This is a genomic window from Pseudomonas sp. HB05, from assembly GCF_016756915.1.
Classification (GTDB): Bacteria; Pseudomonadota; Gammaproteobacteria; order Pseudomonadales; family Pseudomonadaceae; genus Aquipseudomonas; species Aquipseudomonas alvandae.
The window spans coordinates 276,110-296,572 of sequence record NZ_JAESPG010000002.1 but is presented as its reverse complement, the minus strand read 5'-3'; the positions used below and the strand labels follow the sequence as shown (position 1 = coordinate 296,572).

The window sequence follows — 20,463 nt, the reverse complement described above, 5'->3', positions numbered from 1 at the left end:
CTCTCGGTATATAGGTTCAACGGTCAAAATGCATAATCCAGATAGACCCGCGCCTCAGAACCGCTCACGACGTTGTCGGGTTGCGCGGAGACAAGTGCGACAAAGTCCTGGTCAATCCGGTAGTTGATATAAATCAAACCCACTGAAAGTCCGGCGTATTCCTTTTCGTCGAAGCGATAATAGAGGCGGTATTCGTTCTGCCGTTCATGCACATCGGTTCGGCGACCACTGAAAGGATCGGTGGCGTCAAACGCGCCTTGTTTATAGATGGCCATGACTTTAAAACCGTCCAGCGATGTTCCCAATAACGAATGCCCGCCCAGGTCATATTCGGCACCCAGTTGCCAAGTGCGCTCGCCATGGTTATTGAAGTCATTACCGGAGCGCGTCCAGGCGTCCATCCTGCCGTCGACATTGTCGCCATGATCGAAATAGGCGTAACCCAGTTGCCCATTGCTCAACTTGGCATTTGTCTCGGAAAACGAAACGCCCAGACGCAACTTATCGAGCAATAAACCCAAGTTGATATTCAACCAGCTCGCGTCATCATCATAAGCGGCCTCGCCGGCCTCCCAATCACGCTCCCAGATTCGCCCGGCTTTTTTGAATTGGTAATATTGAGTGTCCAATACCACACCGGCCTTGTCGCCGAGGGGTGCTTTCAATGTCAGCCCATAACGGGTGTTTTCATTGAAATCCCGCGCCACGCCATGGGCGTAACCCAATTCAACGGCTTTCAAATCGTAATTGATGCCGTAGGTATACAGGTCCTTTATTTCCTCCCCCGTCTGGCTCAGCAGGTGCTCGAACTCTTCCCGGTCCCGAGGCGAAGTACGGTTGATATACGCGGTTTCGAACCCCAGCGTACCGGGTAGCGGGCCAATACCCATGTCGGTGAAATTCAGGTGGGCCCGGCCGCCCTGATAGGAACCCGGCACAATCCGAGTATCGAGAGTGACCAACGTCCCCGCATCGAACCGGCCCCGGCCTATCTGGGAGTCGGCGTTCCAACCGTCCCCTTCATAACGCAGTTTGAAATAACCCTGTCCGACTTTGGCGAAGCCGCCGTTAGTACCATCGGAGTCGTCAAACAAGTCTCGACCGTTATCTTTCGAATCGATCATCGCCACGCCGTACAACGACGCGTCAAACCCGACGACCCCGGCCCAATAACTGGAGTTGTAATCCAGGATCGCGCCGATCCCTGTCCCTCCCAATTCGGCACCGTCGGGAAATCCTCCAAAACGGTCTTCAATCAAGTCATTGGATATCCGCGTATTGATATACATCGAACGAAGATACGCATTCAACTTGCCTTCATGCTGAAACCTGTCTGGATTACTGATGCTTGCTGAAAGACAAACATCAGACACACACAATGTCGACAGCAACGTCATAGCGACGGCGTTAATCGATTTCATCGACCACCTCATCTATTATTTTTATTTTGACGTGAGCAGACGCGAACAGGCGTCCTTGAAACTTCGGCGCAGTGAACTAGTTGATCAGATAATTGCCCGCGTCATAGCGGCCGTTATAATCAGGACAAGACTGCTGCCTATGGCCCAGAGCAGGCAATAGCGTTGCATATCGCCCATGTCACGCTTGATGATTCCACTAATGAGATAAACCGCCGCAACCAATGGGCTTAATGCATGGACCGGTTGCCCCAGCACCGCCGCGCGCGCGATATGCATCGGGTCGATGCCGTATTCGGCAGCCGCCGCCCCGAGCACCGGCAAGATACCGAAGAAAAACGCGTCATTGGACAGCAGGAAATTAAGCGGCAAGGCAACCAGTGCGGTAATGATGCCGAAGTATTGGCCACCGCCCTCGGGAATCAGCTGGACGATTTTCTCTGACATGCCGTCGACCATCCCGGTGCCTGACAAAATCCCCGTGAAGGCACCTGAGGCAAATATAAGCGCGATCACCATCAGCACGCTTTCCGCGTGTGCCGCGACTCTCGCCTTCTGCTCCGCCAGGCGCGGATAGTTGATCAACAGCGCCAGGGAAAACCCTACCATCATCAACATCGGCAAAGGTGCCAGCCCTGTCGCCATCGAATACATGAGGCCGGCGGTAAGCGCCAGGTTGATCCAGAAAAGTTTCGGTCGATGGGTTTCACTCTGCACGGTCGGTAACGCGGCCTCCTCCGGTGCGGCGTCCTGGGTACCGGGCGTCCATCCCAAGCGGCGCCGTTCCTTGCGGCCTATCCAGAACGCCACGAGAAACGCGTAGGCAAGTCCGGCGAACATTGCCGGCACCAACCCCAGGAACATCTGCGCCACATCGAGGTGAAGTGCACTGGCGGCGCGGGCGACCGGCCCTCCCCACGGAATCAGGTTGACCACCGTGTTTGTCAGCAAGAGCATCAACGCCAGAATAAGCGGGTTCATTCCGAGGCGCAGGTAAAGCGGCAGGAATGCGGTCGTTACGATCAGGACCGTCGTTGCGCCATCCCCATCAAAAGAAATAACCGTGGCCAGCAGTGCAGTGCCAAGTACCACTCTAAGGGGGTCATTGCCTACGTAGCGAAGAATGCGTCGCACGGCGGGTTCGAAGAGCCCAGCGTCGAACATGATTGCGAAATACAGGATTGCAAACATCAGCATCAATGCAGTGGGCGCTACTTGCTTCACGCCATTCATCACCATCCCGCCCAGTTCCGGTCCTGCCCCACTGGCCAGCCCGAAGGCAACCGGAATCAGGATAAGTGCCGTCACAGCAGAAAGCCGCTTGCTTATGATCAGTGCCATAAACGTGACGACCATTGCGAAACCTAACCAAGCCATGCGTTTCACCTTTTCGTTATTATTTTTATCGATGCATCGAAATCAATGTGAACATCTCTTGCGCAGCCGAAATCTACATAGGGGGTGAAACCCTGTAAATCTTGATTTTTTTCGTCAACATCCCGGCTGGATCGGGCTTATCAGCCGTCAGTCGCCTCACAAACCCAGACTGGGATTTTTCCGCCAATACACATTGACGACATGACGGCATATCTAATAAACATGTACGCCTTTCAATCAACTTGAGTGGGCCCGTCATGCCAGAACAAGAAGGCCTTTACCTCTCCGCAGACGAGGCGGCCGCCCTGCTCCGGGTCAGCCTGCCAACGCTGTACGCCTACGTCAGCCGCAAGAATATTCGCTCCATCAAGATCGCCGGGACGCCCAAACGTCGCTATTGGGCCGAGGATATCCAGCGGCTGGTGAAAGTCCCGGCGGCCGAGAAACCCGTGGCAAAACGCTCGCCGCCGTCGGACAGTGCAATTACGCTGATCACCGATGATGGGCTTTTTTATCGCGGCCATGACGTCGTCGAGCTCGCTGAACGCGCAACGGTCGAAGAGGTGGCCGAATTGATCTGGCAGGTGCCTTCGGCATTCGGCGAGTCGCTGCCTCGGGCCCCGAAGGACAGCGTCCAACTGCTGAAGATTTATGAGCATATGTCCGCCCAGGAAAAAGCCATCGCGCTTTTCCCCCTGGTTCAGCGAGAGAACCCCAAGGCGTTCGACCTATCCCCCGACAGCTACGCCCGTACAGGCGCCGATGTCGTGAGATGGTTTGCCGCGCTGGTCGTAGGGGCGACCGAGCCGAGCACGCAACCCTTGCACGAGTTCATCACCCGGTCTTGCGGTGCCCCGCCCGCCCATGCCGATCTGATTCGTCGCCTGCTGATCCTCAGTATCGACCATGAGCTGGACCACACCACCCACAGCGTCCGCGTCGCCGCCACGACCGGCGCCACCCCGTACTACGCCGTTATCGCCGCACTCGCCGCCGCACGGGGCCATAAGGTCGCCTATGGCAGGAATGAGGCAGCCAGCCGGATGATCGAAGAGATTTGTACCGCCGTAGACCCTACGCGGCCGATCTTGCAGCGCTACAACCAGGACGGACACATCGTCGGATTCGGCCCCAACGTCCACTCGATCAACGACCCGCGGGCCAGCAATCTCTTGGCCGCGCTGACCGCCGCCTTCGATGGCGACAGCGAGTTCATCAAGCTGCAAAAGGCTTTTTCGGTGGCCTCGGAGCTCGTTGCGTACCCACCGGAATTCATTCTCATGGTGAGCTTCATCGGTAGGAAACTGGGATTGCACGGGCAGGAAATTTCATTGGGAGGCGTAGGACGCTCCATCGGCTGGATTGCCCACGCCAGTGAGCAATACAACCAGCACCACGAGGGCCGGCCTCGCGCTCGCTACACCGGGATGTTGCCAACGGCGACCCATACCGGACGCCGCTGATTCCGCCTCGGGCGCTCCTTTGGGCGATGCCATTGGAGCGCAGGCACTTTTCGTACAAACCCTAGGAAACAGCCATGGCGATAAACAACGACTCGAACTCGGTTTGATCTTCAAGTCCCGCCACGAATTCAAGCACCGCGGCCTGTGCCGATGCGTCGATATGGGGCATCGCCATGCGCCGGAACTTGCGTTCGAAGTCGCTATCGGTCATCGGCGTTTCCACCGATCCGGGCCCAGTGATCATCTCGCTCACCACGTGCCCGCCGGAAACCAGGGTCACGCGAACACGGTTGGCAAGGTGCCGTGGGAACAGCGCCGTCAGCGCCGGATCCTCGACGACACTGGTCTTCTCCATCAAGGCAATCGCCGCAGGGTCGGCGATCATCTCGGCAACGTACGAGCCAACCGTGATGTCACCGTCCAGCAACGCCCGGGCGACGTTATAAGGCAAGCTGTGGTCAGCCGTTTCGCGGGTTCTCGGCAACCATTTCTCAGGGGTATCGGCGAGCACTCGACGGTTGAATTCGGACGTTTCGATTGAAATCGCGGCAATGTCTTTCACACCGTCAATCCGCTTTCGGATATCCAGCGCCGCCCAGACGGCGGTGTGCAGTTCGCCATTGGTTGGGAATGTCTTGGTCAGGGAGCGGCGTATGGCGTAGTCGCCGTTGTCGGGTGTACCGAAACGATCAACATCCAGTTCGAATCGCCCCGAAACCTGTTTGAAGAAGCCCATCTCGCCTTCAAACACCGGCGACGGCCCTGTCATGCCATGACGCGCCAACTGCGCTGCGAAAATAGCGTTGCGCGCCGCATTGGCTGCGGAACAGCCCTTCCAATCGGACAGCGAACCGCTGCGCACTTGGCGCATTGCCAGGTGCCCACTCAGGGCGATGTTGATGGCTTGCTCGGTTTGCACCACGTCCAGCTTCATCAGGTTGGAAGCCGCTGCGGCCATCGCGACGTTGATGTAGTTGACGTGGTCCCAGCCACGCTTGTTCAAGCTGGCCGCATCCTGCAGGCGCATCTGGATTTCATAGGCCAGGACGATGGCCGAGACCAGCGCGGCGCCGGTTGCGTTTTCGGCTTGCGCCAGCGCCAGGCAGGCCGGGATGTTGTCGCTCGGGTGGCCGGGCTCCAGGCCCATGTAGCCATCGTTGTAGTCCAGGAAACGAACCATCAGGCCGTTGGTGAAGGCGGCGATTTCGGCTGTCGTCCTGAGGCGGGTGCCGAATACGCTGGAGGATTGCGCCGTATTCGCGGCGGCGTAACACAACGCTGCCTTGACCGGATCAGCCCCGTAGGCGCCCAGCACGCACGCCAGGCTATCGATAAAACGCTGGCGTACCAGCTTGATGATGTCTTCGGGCAGTCGCTGCTCCCGGAATTCGCAGGCGTAGCGCGCGAGCCGCCTCGCAACGGTCGAGTCCGTCATGATGACCTCAGGGGGTTGAATTGGATGGGCCTCGTCCATGAGGCGACTATGTCAAAGCGCGGGGCACCGCAGCCTCAGTCGATCACCACATCGAGCAGGCGCACATATTGCTGGCCGGCGTGCATGTCCCGCTCGACCATTCCGCCTTGGGGCGTTGTACGGGGATAGGAAATCTTGACCATTTCCAGGTCGGGCACGGCGATGCGCTTGACCCGTTCGGGATCAGCTCCGTAGAGACTTGCGAATTGCGCCGGGGACAGCGCCGCGCAGTCGCTATAGCGCTCGAAACTCTCGCGCCCGTTGAAAAAGACATCGAACGTGATCCAGAACGGTCCCGCCTGTTTGGATCGCACATGTCGGCAGACATCACGCAACTTGGTCATTATGCAAGCTCCTTAACAGCCATCGATCTATCCGATAAATCAATCCACTCCAAGCGGACCAACTCCAAAGGATCTTCAAGTTGCACCACATGATTCAATTTGAATTCAAATATCTGCCCGCGAGGTATATCAGCCGGCGTAAAGGCAAACCCGTAGGACGGCAGTTCCTTGCCCATGACACTTGGATAATGGAAGAAATAAGGATTACAGGCGTGAGCAATGGTATTGGCCATTTCCTGAGTGGCAGCGGTTGCCACAAATAACATGCCTATTTCAGGTGGCGGCAATGTTCCAGCGACGGGCTTTACACCGGTAACAGCATTCCATCCATACATCCGCAGGGAAATATGAAACTCACCCAACTCCTCGGACGGAATGGATTGCCGGGTTCTTTTATAGAGCGCGTCCAGCAAACGATCATGAAAACCGTCAATATCCTTGAGCACGTCGGGGTCCTGTACGCCCACCAACATGATGGTCTGATACATACCGGCCGCGGCGCCTTCCAACTTCATGGTGTACGGCATGGGTTCCCACCGCGAGCCTTCTACCCGGACAGCACGGCCATTCAAATCGGTGTAGCGCGCATCGGCAACATTCAAGATGCCGCCGGGCTCCAGCAACCGAAACGGGTCGCTGTTCTCGTACAACATATGGGCCGAGACACTGTGGGGCGTGCACTGGTTGTCCTGGCTCAGCGGCTCGACTTCGAAGCCATTCGCGTCGACGCTCAACAAGATGCCCGACCCCAGCGTCGGGTTGACGGCACACTGCACGCCACATTCCCCGGTCTTGCCGGCGTGCCACGACGGGCCCCAAGGCGCGCCTTTCCAGATGGGGTAGCAGCCGATGACTGCGGTATCGGTCGAGCGGCCGGCCAATATGATATCGGCGCCTGCATCCAGCGCAGCGAGAAAGGGCTCCACGCCGAGTGCCGCGACAATGTGCTCACAACTGTCCACCGTCTCATCGTCCAGCTCGGTATGAGGTGGGAGCGGCTTGATACGACCTTGCGCATTCAAGCGTTTAATTGTCTGCTTGTCCTGCTCGCAATAAATGAGCGCAATCTTCGGCGACACGCCCAACTCCCGAGCGATCTCCACGGCAATATCCCGCGTCCAATCAAGATTGAGATCGCCGCCCGCCTGCCCCGCGGTCCCCACAATAATCGGTACACCGGACTTGGCCTGCGCCTTCATTAGAATGGTCAGGTCGCGCTTGACTGCACCGCGATTGTTCTTGGACTTTCCAAGTGCGAGATAGGCCGCACCGCTGTCCGTGGAACCTGCGTCCGTGGCAATGACTTGGGCCCCTGCCGCCAACCCGTATTCAATTTCTTCTTCGCGAACACCTGCTCCCAAAGAACCACAGGGAACGATTACCTTTACGCAACCTTCAAATAACTGCTCCATAACACCCTCTTCTTGGCGACTCAGTGGGCCAATAATAGGGGTTGTAATTACGTTGACAAGTGGACAGATTTTGTCCACATAGTCCTAAAAAAACACCATCAGGTATTTATCAAAGGGACTTTCCCAAGCAACTTTCCCTGGAACTATCGACCAACACAAAGATCCGTCGAATGGCAGATAAAACGCGTTGGCGTGGAAGGGTTTTTCTTATATGACAGGGCATTTTTTTGAATCGGTGCCAAAGCCGGATCCAGCCCTGAAATCGCATAAAAGCGCCCTTCATGGCGCCAACAATCCGTCACCAAACACCCACATGTAAAAACTTTTAAATAAGGTGCCATTTTCCCGACAGATGGCACAGGCGTCCCATTGCTGAAGGTTTGAAGGCAGGCTCATCATCCGCCGGGAAATCGCTGTGCGTTCAGGCGCCAAACCGCGCTGACACAGGACGTAATAACCGCATCGCTCAATGGAGCAACATTAGGATGATGACTGTCTATTTTCTTGTCATGACGATCTGTAGTGGCATGGAAGGCTGTGTGGAAGAGCGAAAAACCGGGCCGACCTACGCATCCAGGGAAATCTGCATTGAAACGGCCAAGGACATAACGCCGCGCAAAGGCGTTAAATATAAGTGCCGCAGCGAGCGGCTATGGGTTTCCAACGAAGTGAAACCCGTTGGAAGTTACGACGCGGTCGTTTCAACCAAGGTCAAGGAGCAGCCTCTACCCTGAGTTGGGCGCAAACGCTTCGCGTCATCCCTCCAGTACCAGCGACATGTCCGGGTACCGGGCGCACATGAAATCGACGAATGCCCGGACTTTCGGAGCGGCCAGGCGCCTGGACGTGTGCAGGACCCAAAGCTGCGCTTCGACCGTCGACACTGTCCCCCACTGAACCAATTCCCCACGGGCCAGTTGGCTCCAGGCAATGGACTGCGGAACAAGTGCCGCTCCACCACCGGCCACCGCGGCGTCGCGAATCATCAGGAACGAGGAAAACCAGAGCCTGGGGATCGGCTCCAGGATCAGGCGCCCATCGTCGAGGTTCCACTGGGTCGGCTGGAAGTTGGAGAACACGATAGCGGGAACGGCGCTGACTGCGCCGGGTTCTGGCTTGGCGACACCAGGCGCGGCCACGACCACCAACCGGTCCTTGGCGAAGCAGCGCCCGACCAGATTGCTGTCCGGGCGTGGGTTGATCCGGATGGCGACGTCAAATTGCTCCTCGACCAAGTCCACCAGGCGATCCTCCGCCAGCACTTCGATCGACACCTGCGGATAAGCCGCGCAGAACTCCGCCCCGATGCGCCCCATCGCCAGTTGCGAAAACAACACCGGAGCCGCCACTCGCAAACGCCCACGCGGCGTCGAGACGCCTTCCTGGGCCGCTGTCATGGCTTCGACGACTTCGCCCAACGGACCTTCGGCCCGGGCGATCAGCATTTCGCCGGCTTCGGTCAGCTTCAGTCCCCGGGCACTGCGCTCGATCAGCCTGACGCCCAATTGTTCTTCCAGCTCGGCGATGCGGCGCGACAGCGTAGCTTTCGACCGGCCGCTGGCACGGCTGGCCTTTCCCAATCCTGAATGGGTGGCGACCAGCGCAAAATCGATCAACGCGTTCAGGTTCATGGTGTTCCACTTTTGAAACGAGGTGTCTGCATTCTGGCGTCTTCGTTTTACCTCTGCAACGGCCTATCGTCTGCTCACTGCAATCGAAATCCCCCCTTGATAGCCGCGACAGGAGATTCATCCATGAGCATTTTGATCACAGGCGCCACCGGCACCATTGGTTCACTCATCACCGCACGACTCGCCGAGCAAGGCGCCGATGTAAAAGCGCTGGTGCGCCAGCCCGCCAAGCGGGAGTTTCCGGCAGGCGTCACCGAAGTCGTCGGCGACCTGACGGACGTCACCTCGATGCGCGCAGCCCTTGCCTCGGTGCGCACGCTGTTCCTGCTCAATGCCGTCACGCCCGACGAAGTGACACAGGCATTGATCGCGCTGAACCTGGCCCGTGAGGCCGGCATCGAGCGCATTGTCTACCTGTCGGTCATACACGCCGACAAATTCACTAATGTTCCGCACTTCACCGGCAAGCACACGGTGGAGCGCATGATCGACAGTCTCGACATTCCGGCGACTGTCTTGCGCCCGGCGTACTTCATGCAGAACGAGCTCATGGTCCAGCAGACCATCCAGGACTACGGGGTCTACCCGATGCCGATCGGCTCGGCGGGCGTCTCGATGGTCGATGTGCGCGACATCGCCGACATCGCCGTCGCCGAGTTGCTGCGACGTGACCGGGCGCCTGCTGCGCTTGAACGTGTCACGCTGGAACTGGTCGGCCCGCGCGCCTTGACCGGTGCATCCGTGGCGCAGGCCTGGCGTTCAGCCCTGGGTCGCGAGGTCGCCTATGGCGGCGACGACGTGGCCGCCTTCGAAGCGCAAATGGCCTCGTTCGGCCCAGGCTGGCTGGCCTATGACATGCGCCTGATGATGGCCGGTATCCAAAGGTTCGGCATGCAAGCCGAGGCAGGTACCGTTGAGCGATTGCAAGCCATCCTCGGCCGGCCGCTGCGCACCTATGAAGCGTTCGTTCGCGAGGCTGTCGGCAACGCCTGAATGCTCAGGTGTGGTGTTCTGCCGGTGGGAAGCCATTGCTTCCCACCTCGGCCGACAAATAGCTTTCCATTTTTCGATGAACCGATACTGTAGCGACATCTCATTTTTCCGAGCTGTCGCTCATGAATCCCGAGCTTGCCAAATCTGCCGTCGAAACCGATCTTCCGAGACCTGAGCCCATCAGCTTGCGCGTTGCCTTCTGGTTCTGGCTGAAACTGGGTTTCATCAGCTTCGGCGGCCCTGCGGGGCAGATTTCGATCATGCACCAGGAGCTGGTCGAGCGGCGACGCTGGATCTCCGAGCGACGCTTCCTCCACGCGCTCAACTACTGCATGTTGCTGCCCGGGCCCGAGGCCCAGCAATTGGCGACCTACATCGGCTGGCTGATGCATCGTTCCTGGGGCGGCGTGGTCGCCGGCGCCCTGTTCGTCCTGCCCTCGCTCTTCATCCTGATCGCGCTGTCCTGGATGTACATCGCCTTCGGCGAAGTCCCGGTGGTGGCCGGCCTGTTCTATGGGATCAAGCCCGCTGTCACGGCGATCGTCGTTCAGGCGGCGCATCGAATCGGTTCGCGGGCATTGAAGAACAATTGGCTGTGGGCCATCGCCGCGGCTTCGTTCACGGCGATCTTCGCGTTCAACGTGCCCTTCCCCCTGATCGTGCTGGGCGCCGCATGCATTGGTTACGTTGGTGGCCGCCTGGCACCGGAGAAATTCCAGGTCGGCGGGCATGGCGCCGCGAAAAAGTCGTTCGGCCCGGCCCTGATCGATGACGAAACGCCCACCCCCGATCACGCCCGTTTCAGTTGGCCGAGGCTCGCCTTCCTGGCGATGCTGGGTGTGTTGTTGTGGAGCCTGCCGATGGGCTTGCTCACCGCGCTGTTCGGCTGGGAAGGCACGTTGACGCAGATGGGCTGGTTCTTCACCAAAGCTGCCCTGCTGACCTTCGGCGGCGCCTATGCAGTGCTGCCTTATGTCTATCAAGGCGCGGTCGGCCACTACGGCTGGTTGACCCCGACCCAAATGATCGACGGCTTGGCGCTCGGCGAAACCACGCCCGGACCGCTGATCATGGTGGTGGCTTTCGTCGGGTTTGTCGGCGCCTATGTCTCGCAGGTGTTTGGCGCCGACCAGGTGTTCCTGGCGGGTGCCGTTGCGGCAGCCCTGGTGACCTGGTTCACCTTCCTGCCCTCCTTCCTGTTCATCCTGGCGGGCGGCCCGCTGGTGGAATCGACCCACAACGAACTCAAGTTCACCGCACCACTTACCGCGATTACCGCGGCGGTGGTCGGGGTGATCCTCAACCTCGCGTGTTTCTTTGGCTATCACGTGCTCTGGCCAAGCGGATTCAGTGGAAGCCTCGACTGGCCTTCGGCACTGATTGCGCTGGCGGCGGCGATCGCGCTGTTTCGCTTCAAGCGCGGCGTGATCCAGGTGTTGCTCGGTTGTGCGCTGGTGGGCTTGGCCGTGCACCTGATGCGCTAGGGGCCAGAGCATTCTCCAGAGGCAACTTTTCCAGAAACAGATGTCTACCGGATGCGCGGTGCTTGCCGCCTCACTGGAGACGTTTTCCCATGCGCCACCTCACCACCTTCGCCTTTGCAATCATGTGCGTGACGGCGCAGCAGACCCATGCTGAAGACCTCGACCGGGCCCGGGAGCAATATCGGCGTTATTGGGCACAACAGCGGGAAGCGGAAAAAACCGAACGGGAGAACGATTCGCACCAAAAGGCCCAGGAGGCAATGGCTCGGGAAAAACGCAGGCATTACGAGCAGAGCCAGCGTGACGACGCCAGGCGCAGGTCGGAGTTCTATCGCCAGCGCGACAACGCTCGTCGCCAATGAATGGAGCATGACGGTGGTGGAGATGAAGCGCGTCGCGTGAGGGATCTTGCCACGCGTCGAGGACCTGGCCTGACCGGTCCCTTGAGGAGCGGCAGGAAAAAAGACGCTGGCCCATGAATATATGAAACGTATATGCTTCACCTACGTTTCATATGGGAGCTACACATGGGCATTGTCAACATCGACGACGAACTCCACGATCAGCTGCGCAAGGCAACCAAGGTGTCCTGCCGCTCGATCAACGCGCAGGCGGCCTTCTGGATCAAGGTCGGCATGCTGTGCGAGACCAGCCCGACCCTCAGCTTCAACGAGATCATCCAGCGCGAGCTCAGTGACGCCGGTGTCACCGCGCAGCCACTGGAGGCCAGCTATCAATGATCAAGCGACCCGAGGAAGTGGCCTTGATGGCTGAATCCGGCCGGCTGCTGGCGTCAGTCTTCGAGCGGCTGGACCGGACCTCTTTGATCGGCTTGTCGACGCTTCAGATCGATGAAATGGTCGAGCATATGATTGTCCGGGACCTCCAGGCCCGCCCTGCCAGCAAAGGGCAGTACGGGTATGGCTTCGTGCTGAACTGCTCGATCAACGAGGTGGTCTGCCACGGAGTGCCGTCGCGCTCGCAGGTGCTCCAAGACGGCGACATCGTCAATCTCGACATCACCTTGGAGAAGAACGGCTATATCGCCGACTCCAGCAAGACGTACCTGATCGGCAACGTCGATCCAGTTGCCAGGAAACTGGTCCGGGTCACCTACGAAGCGATGTGGAAAGGCATCCGCAGCGTCCGCCCGGGTGCGCGCCTGGGCGACATCGGCTCAGCCATCCAACGCCATGCCACGCTCAACGGATATTCGGTGGTCCGTGAATACTGCGGCCATGGCATCGGCCGGCAAATGCACGAAGAACCCCAGGTGCTGCACTTCGGCAGGCCGGGGACCGGGCTCGTCCTGCGTGAAGGCATGGTCTTCACCATCGAACCGATGCTCAACCAGGGTGCGCCGCACGTCAGGACCGAGGCCGACGGATGGACCGTGGTCACGAAGGACGGGGCGCTTTCCGCGCAATTCGAACACACCGTGGCGGTGACGCCTTGCGGTTTTTCGGTATTGACGTTGCGTGCTGATGAATCGGGCATGGTGGACGACCGATAGTTTCAGCGTGATGGGCACCGCTGTCGTTCAATCGCTGAGATAACGTTCGAAACGCGCTGCCAGAAAGGCCCTCAACATCTGTACCGCAGGCGTCAGCGAAGTTCGGTGGGCGCACACCAATTGGAGCGGTGCTGGCTGGCCATAGTCCGGCGGGAAAACTTCCACCAGGCGGCCACTGCGCAGGTCGTCCATGACGTCGAGCCTGGATTTGTAGACGATCCCCTGCCCCGACACCGCCCAGCGCCTGACAATATCCGCATCATCGCTGATGCGATTTCCGGCAACCTGGACCGTTTCCACACCTCTGGGCGTCTGAAAACTCCAGCGTTCGAACGTCTGGTCCCCCATCACATAACGAAGGCAATTGTGCCGGCTCAACTCGGCGGGCGTCTGTGGCCGGCCATGGCGTGCGATGTAGTCCGGGGATGCGCACACGGTCCGCCTGTTGGAAGGCTCCAGCGCCAAGGACACGAGGCTCGAGTCGGCCAACTGGCCGTAGCGGATGCTCGCGTCGAGGTGCTCGCTGAACAGATCCGCCACCTGGTCGCTGACGCGCAACTGCAACAGCACCTTGGGGTGCAACTGCTGGAACTCATCCAGCCACGGCAGCAACAGGTTGCGCCCGATGTCCGAAGGCATGGACAGCCGCAGCGTCCCGGCCACTTCGTCGCGTCCCTGGGCCAGGGCAAGCTCGCCGTCCCCCAACGCTTCCAATGCCTGCCGCGCATGCGCCAGGTAGCGCTCGCCGTCATCCGACAGACGCAGCCGCCTCGTGGAGCGCACGAACAACCGCACGCCCAGGCTGGCTTCGAGCCGTTGCACCGCGACGCTCGCGAGTGCAGGAGAAATGTCCAGCAACCGTGCCGCCGCTGAAAAACTGCCGACGTCGGTGGTGGTCACGAATACCTGGAGGTCATCGACTCGAATGATTTTTTTCACGCTGTAGGGTCTCTCGACAGAGCTTCACCAACCGGGGCAATTGGCGTTTTCATGGGCTTCGATGAAGATGCGGGCAGGATGTGCTGGCTCGGGTATCGCTCGGTACAAACGGGTAAATCGTAACGCGTTTGCCAGGCAAACGACTACGCCTGGATCGACGCCATGACACGCCGAACTAACGCCCAGGCATTGGACGGCCCGGGCGTTTTACACCGTGCGCCTGTCCTGTCGAATCCGTATTCAGGGTGCGGCTTGACTGAGGCAATCGAGGCATACGCAGCAACAGGCTGATTTCCTCTGCGCTGACGGCCTTGCTGAAAAAGTGACCTTGAATTTCATCGCAGCCGTTTTCCCGCAGGAACGTTTGTTGCTCTTCGGTTTCGACACCTTCGGCGATCACTTTGAGGTTCAGTTTGTGCCCCAACGAAATCACCGCGGTGGCGATAGCCTTGTCGTTTTCGTTGTCGGGCAGGTCGCGCACGAAAGACTGGTCGATCTTGAGCCTCGCAATCGGGAAGCTCTTCAACGCTGCAAGGCTGGAATAACCGGTGCCGAAGTCGTCGATCGAGAGACTGGTGCCCATTGACTGCAGCGCCTTCATTTTACTGATGGCTTGCTGGAGGTCTTGCATGATCAGGCTTTCGGTCAGCTCCAGCTCAAGGTACATCGGCTCAAGCCCGGTTTCCTGCAGGGCATGGTTGACCCGGTCGATCAGGTTCCTTTCGACGAACTGGCGCGCCGAGATGTTCACCGACACGGTGATCGGCGGCAAGCCGGCCGCCTGCCACGCCTTGTTCTGTCGGCACGCGGTGTGGATCACCCAGTCGCCGATGGGCACGATCAGGCCGGTTTCTTCGGCCTGGGGAATGAACTTGATGGGCGACACCATGCCAAGCTCGGGGTGCTGCCAGCGAATCAACGCTTCCACGCCAATGATCTGGCCCGACTGCAAGTCCACCTGTGGCTGGTACAGCAGCAGGAACTCGTCATTGTCGAGGGCGTTTCGAAGCCCATCCTGCATGGCCAGCTTGCCCTGTACCTGGGTGTTCATCTCGCTCGTGTAGAACTGGAAGCTGTTGCGACCCAGCTCCTTGGCCCGGTACATGGCGGCGTCCGCATTGCTGATCAACGTATCGGTGTCTGCGCCGTCGGCAGGGTAAGTCGCCAGCCCCATGCTGCAGGTGACGTGGAGTTTATGGCCGCTGAGGTGGATCGGTTGCAGGATCGCTTCCTGGAGCTTGTGCAGGACGGGCGTCACGCCGTCGAGGTCTGAGGGCTGGTCGAACAGGATGATCACGAATTCGTCGCCACCCAACCGCACAACGGTGTCGGTCCGGCGGACGCACTCGACCATGCGCTGGGCCACCGTCTTCAGCAGTTCATCACCGGCACTGTGCCCAAGGCTGTCATTCACCAGTTTGAATTTGTCCAGGTCGAGAAACACCACCGTCACCAGCCGGTTATAGCGCTGGGCATAGAGCATGGCCTGCTTGAGACGGTCTTCGAGCAGCGTGCGATTCGGCAGCCCGGTCAGCACGTCATGATCGCCCATGAAGCGAATGCGCTTTTCCGTCAACTGGCGTTCGATGGCAATCCCGGCGAGGGGTGTCGCCAGATCGATCAGTTGCGTCTCGGCCAGGCTGGGGCTGCGCACGGTCTTGGCATACAACGCAAATGTCCCCAGTACCTTTCGCTCATGGGACAGGATCGGCGTCGACCAGCAGGCACGAAACCCGTAGGGCTCGGCGATTGAACGGTATGCCTCCCACAGCGGATCCTGCTGGATATCCGTGACGATCACCGGTTCTCGGCGATACGCCGAAGTACCACATGAACCGACGTTCGGACCGATTTCGATCCCGTCGATGATCTGGCTATAGGCTTTGGGCAAACTGGGCGCGGCCCCGTGGTGCAGGTGCTTGCCTTCCTCATCCAGCAAGAGGATCGACACCATCATGCCCTCCAGCTGGGACTCGACCAGGTGAGCCAGGCTGTCGAGCACCTCGGCAAGCTCGGTGCTCCTGGCGATCAGCTCCAGGACATGGCCTTGTCCGGCACGAATGATCGCCTCCTGCTCCAGCCGGCTGTTCTGCACGGCGAGCCGTTCAGTGGCGATGCTCAATTGGGCGGTTCTTTTTTCCAACTGAAGCCGGTCCTCAAGAAACTGATTCACCGCCCGCGCCATGTTGCCGATCTCGTCGTTCCCATGGTCCGCCATCATCAAATGCGTTTTGTCCGCATGCTCCTGGCGCAACTGCCGGCTTATCTCATTCAGGCGCACGAGCACATGGCGGCCCATGAAGACCCGGGTCACGAACCAGGCGAGCACCAGGCTGGCGCCCAACATGATCAGTACCCATTGCTGGCTACGGTTCGAGTCCTCCACCAGCCGCTGCACGGCTGCGCGATAGTCCTCGGTGTAGGCATTCGACTGCGCACGGGCCAAGGTGACCAACACCCCGGCCTGATTCTGCAACTCCTCGTTGAAGCGCTTTATGACGTTGTGCTGATCGACGAGCGTCCCGCGCAGGGAAAACAGATCGGGCTTGCCCATGTCAGCGTCAAGGGAAGCTGCCTCGGGTGACAAACGTTCATAGCGCATCCGCAGTCGTTGCACCGCCTCACCGTCAGCCGTCTGCGACAGATCGAAAAGCAACACCGCCCGCTCCAGGCTGGCCGGGGTACTGGCCGCCGTTAACCGGGCGGTGCGATCCTCAAGGGCCTGCTCGAACGTAATCTCGGTTTGCAGCAGGCTTTCACGCAACTGTGCAACGATGGTGGCGGTATTGCGGAACAACTGGCTCGACTGATGCATATCGAGTATCGCTACGGCACTGTTCGCGGCGGTCAACTGCTGAACCAGTTGGTCCAGGGCGCCAAGCTGTTCGACGGTCGCGGCATAGCTTGATCGCAGGACGTCTGGTGAACGGGTAGTCAGGAGCTGGTCAGTCTGGCGTTCGATCAGCAATGTACGCTGCACCATGTCCTGGCCATATTGCATGCGGACCAACCGCTCATCCGTCAGTTGGCGAGTGGCGTTGTTCGAGGAGCGCAACGCGTAGACCGCCGTGGCTCCCCCCGCGAGAATCAACAGCGCCAGCGCCACAAACGCCAGCGCAAACTGGGCGCGGAGTGATTGTGGCCAGAGCTGGCGTCCAAGCCGGGAAAAAATATCCAACATCAGGGGTTCCATTGGCGGCGATAGATGTCTCGATAGCCGTTATCCGGATCGTACTGGGATTTTTTTCCACCATCGAAGGCGACATTGTCGGCGTTGACCAAGTGGATCGGCGCGATGAAGCCGCTCACCGGCTGGCCTGCAAACAACCGGTTCAATTCGTCCATTACTTGCCAGCCATGCAGGTTGAGCGGCTCGGCGACGGTAACGGTCTGGTAGGTTTTCGCCTGGATGCGCAGGAAAGCCGAAGCGCTGCCATCCCCGGCAGACAAAAGACTGATGCCATTGCTGGGTATCGCGGCGCCGGTCAACGAGGCAATCGAATAGTCGAAATAGATATCGTTGATCGCCAGCGTGTGGGTCCAGCGCTTGCCATAGCGCTGGAGCAGTTCCCTGGTCACGGCAGGCATCTTCTCGCTGCTTTCGGAGATCGCGACATCGCGCACTTCCAGCATCGAACACCCCTGACAGGCCCGAATGACGTCCTCCATGGCCTTGGCTTTGGTCATGGCGATGCTGTACTTGGAGTCAGTGAGAATGACCACGCCGGCCTGTCCGTTTGACTGCGCCACCGCCGCCATGGCGGTAAGCCGTGCCACTTCAAGCGGGTCGCTCGTGACGTTCATGGCCACCGGCGTACCGTCAATCGGCCCGGGGTGTGCCCCGGCGTGCCAGCCGACCACCGGGATGTCCTTGTCGGCGAAGCGCATCAGCGCCGCGTTGTTCTCAAGGGCATCGGAGCCGCACAGCATGAGACCGTCGGGCTTCGCCGCCAGGGCATCGGAAAAAGCCTTGGCGCGACCGGACGCGGAGCCTGCGCCATCGAATATCCTCAGCGTCCAACCCATCGCACTGGCTGCCTCCCGGGCCCCCTGCGCGACACCGACAATGCCACCGTTGCGCAAGTCCTCTGCGACCAGCGCAATACTCTTGCCCCGCTGGGCTGGCGGACCGGCCTGCGGACCGCTCCAGCGGACGGCCCCGAGGGTGGCCTTGGCTACGATTTCCTGGGCTTGGGCCACCGTCACCGTGGCAGCCGCCTCGTTCGGTTGCTCCTGGCCGTAGCCGGAAGTTGCCGCAAGGAAACAGGACACCGCAATTGACGTCATCCAGCGTAGCGACGGCCCGATCAAACAGGTTCGATCACCCCAAATGAGGCGGGATCCAGGGCCGGTGGCGCGTTCATAGTCTGGCATGGCGTCCCTTTGCCAAGAATGCAGTACCGAAAGGATAGCCGGGTTCTGCAACTATCAAGTCCTTTTCAGGTCGCCGGCCGCTTCCAGGCCGGCGACCCTGGCTACGCCCGGCCTATTGGCGCCCCTCGTAGTTGACCATCCAGGCGATCCCGAAACGGTCTTCGAACATGGCGAAGCGTTCCGCCCAGAACGTCTTCGCCAAGGGCATGTGCACGCTGCCCCCCGCACTCAAGCCCTTGAAGAGCCGCTCGGCCTCCTCCGCGCTGTCGACGTTGAGGGAAACCGACACGCCTTGCGGCTTGCGATACGGCTGGCCTGGCGGGCAGTCGGACGCCATCAGGCTGAAGTTGCCCACGGTCAGGCAGGTGTGCATGATCAGGTTCGGGTCCTTGGGCATGCCGACATCTTCTGGCGCCTCGGCAAAGGACATGGAAAACAGCTCGCCGCCCAGCACGTCCTTGTACAACGCAAAGGCTTCCTTGCAACGGCCATCGAAGGTCAGGTACGGAATGATTCTCATGGTGTGCTCTCCTTTCATCGGTTTCACGACTGACTGGATATCTGCGCCCGCAGGCGTTCTTCCTGTGCCTGTAGTTCAGGGGTAAAACTCTCGCCGAATTCCTCGAGTTCGAAGATCTGGCGGATCTCGATCTCACTGTCGCTGACCATCGGGTTCGGACAGCGCTTGACCCAGTCGATCGCCTCTTGCAGTGACCGGACCTTGAAAATCCAGAACCCGGCGATCAACTCGCTTGTCTGGGCGAATGGCCCCTCGACGACGGTCCGGTCCTTGCCGGAAAACCGTACGCGCACGCCCTGGGCACTGGGATGCAGGCCTTCGCCGGCGAGCATCACCCCCGCCTTGACCAATTCTTCGTTGTAGGCACCCATGGCAGCCAGCAGCTCCGCGCTGGGCATTTCTCCGGCTTCCGACTCCGGACTGGCCTTGACGATCACCATAAATCGCATGCTCATATCTCCTGGGGAATGAATGGATCAGGCCGTCCGTGTGGCGGCTCTACAGGGTAGTCGAATGGCGATGACTCGAATCGACAGCGTGGCGGCGTTTTTTTTTCGAAGCGTGGTAAAGCCCGGGAATGAGTTGATCAGGCATGGCATTGCGCGATACCTGGCAGCCGAAATAGCGATTGGTTAGCCGCCCGACCCTCGCCTTATATTTTCAGGGTCAAAAAGTCCGTCGATGATAATAAAGCGAGAGTCCGCTCATGATTAAGATGCTAGCCGCTGTGCGCAGGAAACCCGGCATGACCCATGTTGAATTCCTCGACTACATAGAGCACCAGCACGGAAAGATCGCCCAAGCCAAGCCCCTGGGCGTCAAGCGCTACGTCCAGAACCACGTCATCGACGCAGCCTTTGGCGTCGATTCCGATAACGCCTACACGCAAACATTTCACAGGGATTCCATAACGGAATTGTTCTTTGAAAACATGTCGGACCTGATCGCCACCTTCAGCGACCCCTATACCCAGCAAACCACGGGACCTGATGCCAAGAACTTCGCTGACCTTTCCAAACAGGTTGCGCAACTGATGGATGAGGTCGAACTGTCCGAAACCGGCACATTGCCCACGAATTGGAAGGCCATGCTTTTCCTCAAAAAGAACCCCGCGGTGCAGCTCGAGGCTTTTTTCAGCGCCTGGGATCGCGCTCATGCTGCGGCAGCGAGTGAATGTCCGGCGTTCCAGAAGGCCCTGCGCAGGCACGTTCGCGCCCGGTATATGCCCGAAGGTGACCGGGTGACGTCTTATTTCGGGCCGGACATAGGCGTCTACGAAGGCGTTTCCAGCCTGTGGTTCGAAAACGAAGCGGACCTTCAAGGTTTTCGGCAGTACCAGAGGTCGTTGTTCCAGCAGCTTTCCGACGAAGGGATCGCGCTGTCGTCAGAATCGTTTTTCGTCTACGTGAAGGAAGTCGTCATTCTCGATCTGGGCCAATAGACCTTCAGCCATTACCGCCGGACGATTGTGAAATCAGGACCGGCCCGGAATAAAAAAGGACGACTATCAAAGCCGTCCTT

19 protein-coding genes are annotated in these 20,463 nt (G+C 59.3%); 8 read left to right on the top strand and 11 right to left on the bottom strand.

The window, feature by feature from the left end:
• Window positions 1-23: 23 nt before the first annotated feature.
• Together JMN22_RS03855 and JMN22_RS03850 are read right to left on the bottom strand one after the other, a co-directional pair.
• Window positions 24-1,421: an OprD family outer membrane porin gene (locus JMN22_RS03855; protein WP_198795863.1), complete on the bottom strand. Its 1,398-nt coding sequence runs from the start codon at window positions 1,419-1,421 to the stop codon at window positions 24-26.
• A gap of 84 nt (window positions 1,422-1,505) precedes the next feature.
• Window positions 1,506-2,795, bottom strand: a complete 1,290-nt coding sequence (locus tag JMN22_RS03850; protein WP_198795862.1) for a CitMHS family transporter — start codon at window positions 2,793-2,795, stop codon at window positions 1,506-1,508.
• 257 nt (window positions 2,796-3,052) lie between these two features.
• Here JMN22_RS03850 and JMN22_RS03845 point away from each other — a divergent pair, with 257 nt between their 5' ends.
• Window positions 3,053-4,258, top strand: coding sequence for a citrate synthase (locus tag JMN22_RS03845; protein ID WP_030141650.1), 1,206 nt, complete (start codon window positions 3,053-3,055; stop codon window positions 4,256-4,258).
• A gap of 61 nt (window positions 4,259-4,319) precedes the next feature.
• On the opposite strand, the gene JMN22_RS03840 is transcribed toward JMN22_RS03845, so the two are convergent.
• The 3 genes from JMN22_RS03840 to JMN22_RS03830 form a co-directional block, all read right to left on the bottom strand.
• Window positions 4,320-5,693, bottom strand: a complete 1,374-nt coding sequence (locus JMN22_RS03840; protein WP_198795861.1) for an MmgE/PrpD family protein — start codon at window positions 5,691-5,693, stop codon at window positions 4,320-4,322.
• A gap of 74 nt (window positions 5,694-5,767) precedes the next feature.
• Window positions 5,768-6,076 carry a DUF4387 domain-containing protein gene (locus JMN22_RS03835; RefSeq protein ID WP_198795860.1) on the bottom strand — a complete coding sequence of 103 codons (309 nt, stop codon included), beginning with the start codon at window positions 6,074-6,076 and terminating at the stop codon, window positions 5,768-5,770.
• Window positions 6,076-7,488 carry an acyclic terpene utilization AtuA family protein gene (locus JMN22_RS03830; RefSeq protein ID WP_198795859.1) on the bottom strand — a complete coding sequence of 471 codons (1,413 nt, stop codon included), beginning with the start codon at window positions 7,486-7,488 and terminating at the stop codon, window positions 6,076-6,078. Before JMN22_RS03830 ends, JMN22_RS03835 begins: the two co-directional genes overlap by 1 nt.
• A 485-nt stretch (window positions 7,489-7,973) precedes the next feature.
• Here JMN22_RS03830 and JMN22_RS03825 point away from each other — a divergent pair, with 485 nt between their 5' ends.
• On the top strand, window positions 7,974-8,222 hold the full coding sequence (locus JMN22_RS03825) for a hypothetical protein (RefSeq protein WP_030141654.1): 249 nt from the start codon (window positions 7,974-7,976) through the stop codon (window positions 8,220-8,222).
• Window positions 8,223-8,243: 21 nt separating this feature from the next.
• Here JMN22_RS03825 and JMN22_RS03820 read toward each other — a convergent pair whose 3' ends face one another.
• The gene (locus JMN22_RS03820) at window positions 8,244-9,119 is read right to left on the bottom strand and encodes a LysR family transcriptional regulator (protein ID WP_198795858.1); all 876 of its coding nucleotides are present in this window, start codon (window positions 9,117-9,119) and stop codon (window positions 8,244-8,246) included.
• 123 nt (window positions 9,120-9,242) lie between these two features.
• On the opposite strand from JMN22_RS03820, the gene JMN22_RS03815 reads away from it, so the two are divergent.
• From JMN22_RS03815 to map, 5 genes are all read left to right on the top strand, one after another.
• The gene (locus tag JMN22_RS03815) at window positions 9,243-10,112 is read left to right on the top strand and encodes an NmrA/HSCARG family protein (RefSeq protein WP_198795857.1); all 870 of its coding nucleotides are present in this window, start codon (window positions 9,243-9,245) and stop codon (window positions 10,110-10,112) included.
• A 122-nt stretch (window positions 10,113-10,234) separates the two neighbouring features.
• Window positions 10,235-11,596 carry a chromate efflux transporter gene (chrA, locus tag JMN22_RS03810; protein WP_198795856.1) on the top strand — a complete coding sequence of 454 codons (1,362 nt, stop codon included), beginning with the start codon at window positions 10,235-10,237 and terminating at the stop codon, window positions 11,594-11,596.
• Window positions 11,597-11,685: 89 nt separating this feature from the next.
• Complete coding sequence (locus JMN22_RS03805) at window positions 11,686-11,958, top strand: hypothetical protein (protein ID WP_198795855.1); 273 nt, start codon at window positions 11,686-11,688, stop codon at window positions 11,956-11,958.
• 165 nt (window positions 11,959-12,123) lie between these two features.
• Window positions 12,124-12,336, top strand: coding sequence for a ParD-like family protein (locus tag JMN22_RS03800; protein WP_030141658.1), 213 nt, complete (start codon window positions 12,124-12,126; stop codon window positions 12,334-12,336).
• Window positions 12,333-13,109 (top strand): type I methionyl aminopeptidase, encoded by a 777-nt coding sequence (gene map, locus JMN22_RS03795; RefSeq protein WP_030141659.1) that lies wholly within the window; start codon window positions 12,333-12,335, stop codon window positions 13,107-13,109. Before JMN22_RS03800 ends, map begins: the two co-directional genes overlap by 4 nt.
• Before the next feature lie 27 nt (window positions 13,110-13,136).
• On the opposite strand, the gene JMN22_RS03790 is transcribed toward map, so the two are convergent.
• The 5 genes from JMN22_RS03790 to JMN22_RS03770 all read right to left on the bottom strand — a co-directional run bounded on the left by JMN22_RS03790 (window position 13,137) and on the right by JMN22_RS03770 (window position 19,391).
• On the bottom strand, window positions 13,137-14,039 hold the full coding sequence (locus JMN22_RS03790; protein WP_030141660.1) for a LysR family transcriptional regulator: 903 nt from the start codon (window positions 14,037-14,039) through the stop codon (window positions 13,137-13,139).
• 184 nt (window positions 14,040-14,223) lie between these two features.
• Complete coding sequence (locus JMN22_RS03785; protein WP_198795854.1) at window positions 14,224-17,241, bottom strand: EAL domain-containing protein; 3,018 nt, start codon at window positions 17,239-17,241, stop codon at window positions 14,224-14,226.
• On the bottom strand, window positions 17,229-18,248 hold the full coding sequence (locus JMN22_RS03780; RefSeq protein WP_030141662.1) for a substrate-binding domain-containing protein: 1,020 nt from the start codon (window positions 18,246-18,248) through the stop codon (window positions 17,229-17,231). Before JMN22_RS03780 ends, JMN22_RS03785 begins: the two co-directional genes overlap by 13 nt.
• A gap of 286 nt (window positions 18,249-18,534) precedes the next feature.
• Window positions 18,535-18,942, bottom strand: a complete 408-nt coding sequence (locus tag JMN22_RS03775) for a VOC family protein (protein WP_030141663.1) — start codon at window positions 18,940-18,942, stop codon at window positions 18,535-18,537.
• 23 nt (window positions 18,943-18,965) lie between these two features.
• The gene (locus JMN22_RS03770) at window positions 18,966-19,391 is read right to left on the bottom strand and encodes a YciI family protein (RefSeq protein ID WP_030141664.1); all 426 of its coding nucleotides are present in this window, start codon (window positions 19,389-19,391) and stop codon (window positions 18,966-18,968) included.
• A gap of 296 nt (window positions 19,392-19,687) precedes the next feature.
• Here JMN22_RS03770 and JMN22_RS03765 point away from each other — a divergent pair, with 296 nt between their 5' ends.
• Window positions 19,688-20,383 carry an EthD domain-containing protein gene (locus tag JMN22_RS03765; protein WP_225936047.1) on the top strand — a complete coding sequence of 232 codons (696 nt, stop codon included), beginning with the start codon at window positions 19,688-19,690 and terminating at the stop codon, window positions 20,381-20,383.
• Window positions 20,384-20,463: the final 80 nt, after the last annotated feature.